The organism is Burkholderia sp. USMB20 (assembly GCF_000949135.2).
Lineage (GTDB): Bacteria > Pseudomonadota > Gammaproteobacteria > Burkholderiales > Burkholderiaceae > Burkholderia.
Genome location: NZ_JTAN02000009.1, coordinates 1 through 753, shown reverse-complemented (window position 1 = coordinate 753; position 753 = coordinate 1). Strand labels below are relative to the sequence as shown.

The following is a 753-nucleotide window of genomic DNA, read 5'->3' as shown; positions in this document are numbered from 1 at the left end:
TCAGTGCTGCCGCCTGAGCCGTCGTCAGGTTCTGCAGCTGGTCCGTGCGCAGTGCCGCAACCTGATTCGTCTTCAGCGCGGCCACGTCAGCCGTCGTCAGCGCGCTCGATTGCGCCGTCGTCAGCGCGGCGACCTGCGCGGTCGTCAACGACGCCGCCTGTGCGGTCGTCAGCGCCTTGACCTGGTCGGTCGTCAGGCCGTTCTGCACCTGATTCGTCGTCAACGCAGCCACTTGCGCGGTCGTCAGCGCGCCGGCCTGCGCCGTGCTCAGGTTGGCGATCTGCGCCGTCGTCAGTGCCGCGACCTGCGTCGGCTTCAGCGCCGCGAAGGCGGTCGTCGTCAGCGCGTTCACCTGATCGGTCGTCAGCGACTTGACCTGATCGGTCGTCAGCGACGTCACCTGCGCGCTCGTCAGTGCCTTGACCTGGTCGGTCGTCAGGTTCTGCACCTGCGTCGTCGTCAACGCTGCGATCTGCGTCGCCTTCAGCGCCGCGACGTCGGCCGTCGTCAACGCCGACGCCTGCGCGGTCGTCAACGCCGCGACGTCAGCCGCCGTCAGTGCCGCTGCCTGCCCCGTCGTCAGCGCCTTGACCTGATCGCTCGACAGGCCGTTCTGTACCTGGGCCGTCGTCAGCGATGCGATCTGCGTGTAGCTCAGTGCTGCCGCCTGAGCCGTCGTCAGGTTCTGCAGCTGGTCCGTGCGCAGTGCCGCAACCTGATTCGTCTTCAGCGCGGCCACGTCAGCCGTCGTCA

1 pseudogene is annotated in these 753 nt (G+C 68.0%); it reads right to left on the bottom strand.

The window, feature by feature from the left end:
- Nucleotides 1-753: pseudogene (locus PL79_RS11115) on the bottom strand (heme utilization protein); the annotation flags it as partial.